General features: G+C 69.1%; 7 protein-coding genes. 3 read left to right on the forward strand and 4 right to left on the reverse strand.

The genetic code is table 11. The features are described from left to right. Positions 1-24: 24 nt before the first annotated feature. From ACSMFO_RS36750 to ACSMFO_RS36760, 3 genes are read right to left on the reverse strand one after another with little or no spacing between them, the layout of a single operon-like run. Positions 25-2,340, reverse strand: a complete 2,316-nt coding sequence (locus ACSMFO_RS36750; protein WP_436462144.1) for a [protein-PII] uridylyltransferase — start codon at positions 2,338-2,340, stop codon at positions 25-27. A gap of 9 nt (positions 2,341-2,349) precedes the next feature. Further along, a complete protein-coding gene (locus tag ACSMFO_RS36755; protein ID WP_038509839.1) occupies positions 2,350-2,688 on the reverse strand; it encodes a P-II family nitrogen regulator in 339 nt (112 codons plus the stop codon). After that, positions 2,685-4,079 carry an ammonium transporter gene (locus tag ACSMFO_RS36760; RefSeq protein WP_051972393.1) on the reverse strand — a complete coding sequence of 465 codons (1,395 nt, stop codon included), beginning with the start codon at positions 4,077-4,079 and terminating at the stop codon, positions 2,685-2,687. The genes ACSMFO_RS36755 and ACSMFO_RS36760 overlap by 4 nt, the downstream gene beginning before the upstream one ends. 175 nt (positions 4,080-4,254) lie before the next feature. On the opposite strand from ACSMFO_RS36760, the gene ACSMFO_RS36765 reads away from it, so the two are divergent. Together ACSMFO_RS36765 and ACSMFO_RS36770 are read left to right on the forward strand one after the other, a co-directional pair. Then, positions 4,255-5,115 (forward strand): putative RNA methyltransferase, encoded by an 861-nt coding sequence (locus ACSMFO_RS36765; protein ID WP_436462145.1) that lies wholly within the window; start codon positions 4,255-4,257, stop codon positions 5,113-5,115. Beyond that, complete coding sequence (locus ACSMFO_RS36770; RefSeq protein WP_360125457.1) at positions 5,115-5,729, forward strand: (2Fe-2S)-binding protein; 615 nt, start codon at positions 5,115-5,117, stop codon at positions 5,727-5,729. Before ACSMFO_RS36765 ends, ACSMFO_RS36770 begins: the two co-directional genes overlap by 1 nt. Positions 5,730-5,875: 146 nt before the next feature. Here the strand turns inward: ACSMFO_RS36770 and ACSMFO_RS36775 are convergent, their stop codons facing one another. Next, positions 5,876-6,175, reverse strand: coding sequence for a helix-turn-helix domain-containing protein (locus ACSMFO_RS36775; protein WP_436462146.1), 300 nt, complete (start codon positions 6,173-6,175; stop codon positions 5,876-5,878). Positions 6,176-6,523: 348 nt separating this feature from the next. Here ACSMFO_RS36775 and ACSMFO_RS36780 point away from each other — a divergent pair. After that, positions 6,524-7,255: hypothetical protein (locus ACSMFO_RS36780; RefSeq protein ID WP_436462147.1), on the forward strand; the 732-nt coding region annotated here is incomplete at its 3' end.

Consider the following 7,255-nt stretch of genomic DNA (forward strand, 5'->3'; position numbering starts at 1 on the left):
GTGACCCGCACGACACCCCGAACGTCAGGAAGCTGCCGCCAGCAGCGCCGCTTCGACCTTCGACCGCCACGCCTGGTCGACCCGGCCACTCCGCGGCGCGACGGCGAACGAGTCGACGACGGCACCACCGAGCGTGGCCACCTTCGCCCACCGCACCTCGGCCTCGCACCGGCGCAACGCGCCCGCGACCCGGTACAGCAGCCCGATCCGGTTCGCGGCCCGCAGTTCGACGACGACCGTGTCGCGCCCGCTGGTCTCGTCGTCGAACCAGATCACCTTCGCCCCGGCCGACGGCGCCTCCCCTCCGCCGTAGTCCCGTTCCTTCGCCGCGAGCCGCTGGGTGAGCGGCAGCGTCCCCGCCACCGCCCGCGCGAACTGCTCCCGCAGCAGCGTGACGTCGGGCAGCGAGCCGAATTTCGGTGACGCCGTGAAGACTCCCGCCCGTCCCCCGTCGTGCCCGCGCAGCACCGCCGCGTGGACTTCGAGCGAGTTCAGCGCGAGCACCCCGGCCGCGGGAGCCAGCAGTTCCGCGCGAGCGGGGACCGCGAGCACCACCGTCACCACCTTGCCGGCGGCGGTGATGCGCACCTCGCCGCGGCCGGACGCGACGGCTTCGGCCACGAGCTCCCGTTGTTCGGCGCCCATCGGCTCCGGCGGTACGAAACCCTTGCCGTGCAACGCTTCTTCGCAACCGGACACCAGTTCGGCGAGCAGGCGCGCCTTCCAGTCCGTCCACACGCCCGGCCCGGTGGCCAGCGAATCGGCCGTCGTCAGGGCGTGCAGCAGTTCCAGGAGGACGAGGTTCTCGTCGAGTGTCTTCGTCACCCGCTGGATCGTGGCGGGATCGCTGATGTCCCGCCGCGTCGCGGTATGCGGCAGCAACAGGTGATGCCGCACCATCGCCGACACCAGCGCCGAATCGGCGGGCGACAACCCGAGCCGGGCCGCCACCTGCGCGCTGATCTTCGCGCCGAGTTCGGAATGGTCCGCGTCGCGGCCCTTGCCGATGTCGTGCAGCAACGCGCCGATCAGCAGCAGATCCGGCCGCGAAACGGTGGTCGTCAGTTTCGACGCCTCGACCGCGGCCCGCACGAGATGCCGGTCGACGGTCCACGAATGCACCGGCGACCTCGGCGGGAGATCCCGCACGGCACCCCATTCGGGGAACAGCCGGGCCCAAAGGCCCGTGCGGTCCAGCGCCTCCACGGCGTCGACGAGTCCCTCGCCCGCGCCGAGTAGTTCCACCAGCGCCTTGAGGGCGTCGGCAGGCCATGGCGCACGCAGTTCGGGCGCGGTGTCGGCTAATGCTCGCAAGGTCCCGTGCGCGATGGGCTTGCGGATCCGGGCCGACGCGGCGGCGACCCGCAGCAGCAGGGCCGGATCCTTGGCGGGCAAGGCGTCCCGCGCCAGCGCGACCTCGTTCCCGTGCAGGACCACACCCTCGTCGAGCGGCGTCCGCACCGGACGGCGGCCGAACCGCGCCTTCGGTGGCTCCACAGTGGACCGGAGCGCGACATCCACCGCGTACGCGATCGTCCGCCCGGCGCCGGAGAGCTTGCGCGCCAACGTGAACCGATCGCCGAAGCCGAGTTCGCCCGCGACCGTCTCGGCTTCCGGCGCGCTGAGGATGTCCCGCTCCCGGCGCAGTTCGCGGCGCAGTTCCGTCCGGACGTCGAGCAGCAGGCTCTTGGCCGCCAGCAGTTCCTCACCGGGCCTCGCCGTCAGCTGTGCCGCCGCCAGGGCTTCGAGGACGGCGAAGTCACGAAGCCCGCCTCGGCCGTGCTTGAGATCCGGCTCGGCGGACTGTGCGATCTCGCCGCTGCGGGCCCAGCGCTGACGGACCGCGTCCGACAGGTCGTCCATCCGTTTCCGGGCGGTCCGCCGCCACTGGTCCCGTGCCGCGGCCGCCAGCCTGGCGGTGATCTCCGCGTCCCCGGAGATGTGGCGGATGTCGAGCAGCCCCATCGCGGTCCGCAGATCCTCCGACGCCACCTTCAGCGCCTCACCCGGCGTGCGGACCGAGTGATCGAGGCCGATCTTGGCGTCCCACAGCGGGTACCAGATCGCGTCCGCGATCTCGCCGACCCGCGAGTTCCCGTTGTGCAGCAACAACAGATCGAGGTCGGAGAAGGGCACCAGTTCGCTGCGCCCCAGGCCGCCGACGGCGGCCAGCGCGACACCGGGTTCAGCGGTGTCGACGCCGGCCGCCGAAGCGCCCTTGCCCAACCAGAATTCGTAGAGGTCGACGCACGCCGCGCGCAACGCGGCCGCCCCTAGCCTCCCGTGCCTGCCCTCGAGCAAACGCTCGGTGGCCTTGACCAGTTCACCCCCGTCGGCCATCGTGGGCGCCTATAGGGCGTCCGAGCCGCGCTCGCCGGTGCGTACCCGGATGACCGTCTCCACCGGCGTCACCCAGATCTTGCCGTCACCGATCTTGCCGGTGTGGGCGGCCGTGGTGATCGCGTCGAGGACCTTCTCGACGTTGGAGTCGTCGGTGACGACCTCGACCCGCAGCTTCGCCACGAAGTCCACGGAGTACTCGGCACCCCGGTAGACCTCGGTGTGGCCCTTCTGCCTGCCGTAGCCCTGTACCTCACTGACCGTCATGCCGAGCACGCCCAGCTGCTCCAGCGAGGAGCGGACGTCGTCGAGCGTGAACGGCTTGACGATCGCGGTGATCAGCTTCATGCCTTGCTCTCCTCGAGTTTCGTGGCCGCGGTTCCGGTGGACGTCTTGACCGGGATGGAGCTCGGCTGGCCGAGGCCGCCGCCCGAACCGGTGAAGTCGTACGCGCTCTCCGCGTGCTGGGCCTCATCGATACCACTGACCTCGTCCTCCGCGCTGACACGGAATCCGCCGAGCTTCTTGATCACCCAGCCGATGACGAAGGTCAGCACGAACGAGTAGCCGAGGACCACGGCCGCCGCGAGCGCCTGCTTGCCCAGCTGGCCGAGGCCGCCACCGTAGAAGAGGCCGTCGACGCCGAGCGAGTTGACGCTGGTGGTGCCGAAGAAGCCGATGAGCAGCGTGCCGACGAGACCACCCACGAGGTGGACGCCGACGACGTCGAGGGAGTCGTCGAAACCGAAGCGGAACTTGAGACTGATCGCCAGGGCGCACAGGGCACCGGCGATGAGACCGATGGCGATGGCACCCAGCGGGCTGACGAAACCCGCCGCCGGGGTGATCGCGACGAGACCCGCGACGGCACCGGAAGCGGCGCCGAGGGTGGTCGGCTTGCCGACCTTGATCTGCTCGATGATCAGCCAGCCGAGCACGGCGGCCGCGGTCGCGACGGTGGTGTTGGTGAACGCGACGGCGGCGAGGTCGTTGGCGGCCAGCGCCGAACCGGCGTTGAAGCCGTACCAGCCGAACCACAGCAGCGCGGCGCCCAGGAGCACGAACGGCACGTTGTGCGGGCGTCCGGTGCCCTTCGGCCAGCCCTTGCGCTTGCCGAGCACGATCGCGAGCGCGAGACCCGCCGCACCGGCGTTGATGTGGACCGCCGTACCGCCGGCGAAGTCGAGCGCCTTGAGCTGGTTGGCGATCCAGCCGCCGACCGAATCGGCGCTGATGAAACCGTTGAACGAGAACACCCAGTGCGCGACCGGGAAGTACACGATGGTCACCCACACCGCGACGAACAGCGTCCAGCCCCAGAACTTGGCGCGGTCGGCGATGGCACCGGAGATCAGCGCGGGCGTGATGATCGCGAACATCAGCTGGAACATCACGAAGGCGAACAGCGGCAGCGCGTCCGCGCCGGGCCACGCGACCTCGGGCGTGGTGCTGGTCGCGGCGGTCGCGAATCCGGCGAGCTTGCCGGAAATGGTCGAGAGACCCGCGAAGTCGAAGTTCCCGAGCAACCCGCCGCCCACGTCGTTGCCGAAGGCCATCGTGAAGCCGTACAGCGTCCAAAGGACACCGACTACGGCGAGCGCGATGAAGTTCATCATCAACATGTTCAGAACGCTCTTCGCGCGGACCATGCCGCCGTAGAAGAACGCCAATCCCGGTGTCATGAGCATGACCAGCGCGGCGCTGATCAACACCCATGCGGTGTCTCCTGCGTTCAGCACAATCTTCCTCCCGTGCCTGGGGTGTACTGCGCAGGAATCTTTGGACCGGGGTGTTTCCTCGGGCGGCGATTCAGGTTTCACCCGCGTGAACTGTCGGTGCGGCGTTGTTACGGCCAGGTTTCCGGTGACCTGGTGCGTTCTGTCCGGTTGCGAAACCTCGTGGTCGAATAGGGACATGAACGCGCGTGTATCCGGCCATGACCCTCTGCCACCGGCGATCGTCCGGTCGTTGCGGTGTTCGGTCTGCGGTGACCCGGTCGGGGTAACCGAGCGCACGGTGCGTTGCGATCGAGGCCACTCGTTCGACGTGGCGAAGCAGGGTTACGTCAACCTTCTGCATGCACGCATCCCGGCGGGCACCGCGGACACGGCGCCGATGGTCGCGGCCCGTGTCGACCTCCTCTCGTCGGGCGTCTACCTGCCTCTCGCCGACGCCCTCGCGAAGGTGGCTTCGGAACACATCGAGAACGGGATGGTCATCGACGCCGGCGCGGGCACGGGCTACTACCTCGCGCACGTGCTCGACGCCGTCCCCGCCGCGTACGGACTGGCGCTCGACGTCTCCGCCGTCGCCCTGCGCCGGGCCGCTCGCGCGCACACGCGCGCGGGCGCGGCCGTGTGGAATCTCTGGGAGCCGTGGCCGGTGGCGGACTCGAGCGCGTCGCTGATCCTCAACGTCTTCGCGCCGCGCAACGCCCCGCAGTTCCACCGCGTCCTGACCGAGGACGGGCTGCTGGTCGTCGCGACGCCGAACCCCGGTCACCTCCGGGAGCTGGGCGACCTGGTGATCTCCGTCGACGGCAGCAAGGACGCGCGGCTGGAGGACACCCTCGGCGAACGCTTCACCCGGGTGGATCGGCACGACGTCACCCAGCAGGTGGCGTTGGAGCCCGCCCAGATCCGTCAGGTGGTGGAGATGGGCCCGAGCGCACATCACCTTCACCGCGACGGCCGGCGTGAACGCCTCGACGCGATCACCGGATCGGTGGACGTCACCACTTCGTTCAGTGTCACGCTGTACCGGCCGGTGTCCTGATGGAGGCACCCGCGACACTGCTCGCCGACGCCGCCTGGGTCAGCGCCCGCATCGGCGGCGCCGCGAAGCTCTACGGCTGCTCACGACCCGAAGTGCTCGGCACGATCTGGTGGTACTCGCTCTCCTCCGTCCTCGTCGCTCCTTCGGTGGAATCCCTCGTCCGCGGCGAACCCCTGGACCCGTCACTCGACGCCGTCACGATCGACCTCGTCCCGGACGGCCGTTTCACCGGCGCCAGGTCTTCCCGGGCCCTCGACGGCGGCCTGGCCGAACTCGGTGCCGCGTTCGCCGGAACGCTGAGCACCGCGATCGGCACGATTTCGGCCGTCACCAAGGCGAATCCACGCGCGCTGGGCGCGATCGCGACGGATTCCATCGGCAACCGCCTGCTGTGGACCGGCGACACCGAACGGGCGATCGCGCTGGCGGCACCACTCGTGGCCGCGATCGGGCTCGGGCTGCCGGAGCCGCGGTTCTCCCGGGTGGGACGAAACACCGTGGTGCGCCGTGCTTCCTGTTGCCTGATCTACGAAGCCGGCAATCCGAAGTGCGCCAGTTGCCCTCGGCAGACCCCGGAAGAACGGGACCGGCGGCTTCGCGCCGCACTCGGTTAGTACGCGGTTTCTTTACGGGACAAGGCGAATGTCGGTGAGCAAAGACGTGACTCGCGTGATCAGGGACGTGACTCGCGTGTTTGGAGGCCGCACTCGCGAGTTCCGCCTTCGATCACGTGAGTGCGGTCTCGCGTGGGAATCCCGCCTCATCCGGCGGCGAGATTCTCACCGGTCAACGCGGCCACCATCGCCGCCCGCGAGCCGACCCCCAGTTTGGTGAAGATCCGGCGCATATGCGCGGAAACCGTGTTCAGGCTGATTTCCAGTACGCCGGCGATCTGCTTGTTCGTATAGCCGCGGCCGACCATGCGCGCCACCTCGTGTTCGCGCGGGCTGAGCAGGTCGTGCGGTTCCGGCGTCACCGGTACGAGCAGGCATCTGACGCCGTGTTCGGTGAGGTCGAGCAGCGGTTTCCGCTGCACGGCGCCTCCGTCGTTCAGTTCCATGACACGTCTGACGAGTGATCTCGCCAGCTTTCGTACGGCTTCGTCCTCCGTGACGACCGTCGCCCGCTGCCGCGCGAGATCGTGTAGCGACGACGCAGGAAATCCCATCACCGGGCTCGTGGACATAGACCGGCCTCCCCCCTCTAGGTCTCCCTCCTTCTCTAGCAAACCCCTCCGACAGGAAAAGCGCATCGTCGGTTTGTGTGACAAGTACGAACTAGTCGATTCATGTCACGCAAGAACGTGTGACTACCGGTGCCCCCGGGTGCGCGGGCAGTGTCGGGTGAGTGCTCACCGACGCACCGCGCCGGCGATCGCGGATTTTCACCGGAGCAGAGGAGAACGGTTATGAGCCGTGGCTATGCGGCAGTGGACGGCGAGCTGGAAGACGAGCTGAGCCGTGAACTCGAGGCCGAGTTCGAAAACGAACTCGAGGACGAACTGGAAGGCGAATTCGAGGACGAGGACGAGTTCGAAGACGAGCTCGGCGGCCTGGCCCGGGAGCTCGAAGACGAACTGGAGGACGAGGTCTACGGCGAGTACGAGGACGAAGACGAATTCGAGTCCGAGTTCGAGGCCGTCGTCCGCGAACTCGAGGACGAGTTCGAACTCGAATCCGAGGACGAGGACTTCACGCATCCGGCGCGGCGGGTCTATCCCGACGCCGAGATGATGGCGCAACTGGCCTTCCAGGCCGAGAACGCCGAGACCGAGGACGAGGCGGAGGCCTTCCTCGGCGCGCTCGCGCCGCTGGCGTTCCAGGCGGCGAAATGGGCGGCGCCGAAGATCGTCAAACACGGTCCGCAGCTGATCCGCGGCGCGGTCAACCTCGGGCGCAAGCTGTGGCGGAACCCGGCGACCCGCCGCGCCGTCCGGCACATCCCGAAGATCATCGGCCGCACCGCACGCGACGTCGGGCGCCGGTACGCCGACGGCCGCCCGATCAACGCCCGGTACATCACGCGCAGGCTGGTCGGCCACACCGTGAACAGCGCGCAGAACGCGCCCGCGAACCGCCGGAGCCAGCAGCGCCGCCGCGGCCGTCCCCAGCAGCGCCGCCGCCGTCCCGCCGCCCGCGGC

Origin of the sequence: Amycolatopsis sp. w19, assembly GCF_051373225.1 — a bacterium.
Classification (GTDB): domain Bacteria; phylum Actinomycetota; class Actinomycetes; order Mycobacteriales; family Pseudonocardiaceae; genus Amycolatopsis; species Amycolatopsis japonica.

What these genes read in the sequence shown, in the direction of transcription:
- ACSMFO_RS36775 (WP_436462146.1), bottom strand. Translation starts at nt 6,175, where the DNA reads ATGGAACTGAACGACGGAGGCGCCGTGCAGCGGAAACCGCTGCTCGAC.
- ACSMFO_RS36750 (WP_436462144.1), bottom strand. Translation starts at nt 2,340, where the DNA reads ATGGCCGACGGGGGTGAACTGGTCAAGGCCACCGAGCGTTTGCTCGAG.
- ACSMFO_RS36770 (WP_360125457.1), top strand. Translation starts at nt 5,115, where the DNA reads ATGGAGGCACCCGCGACACTGCTCGCCGACGCCGCCTGGGTCAGCGCC.
- ACSMFO_RS36755 (WP_038509839.1), bottom strand. Translation starts at nt 2,688, where the DNA reads ATGAAGCTGATCACCGCGATCGTCAAGCCGTTCACGCTCGACGACGTC.
- ACSMFO_RS36765 (WP_436462145.1), top strand. Translation starts at nt 4,255, where the DNA reads ATGAACGCGCGTGTATCCGGCCATGACCCTCTGCCACCGGCGATCGTC.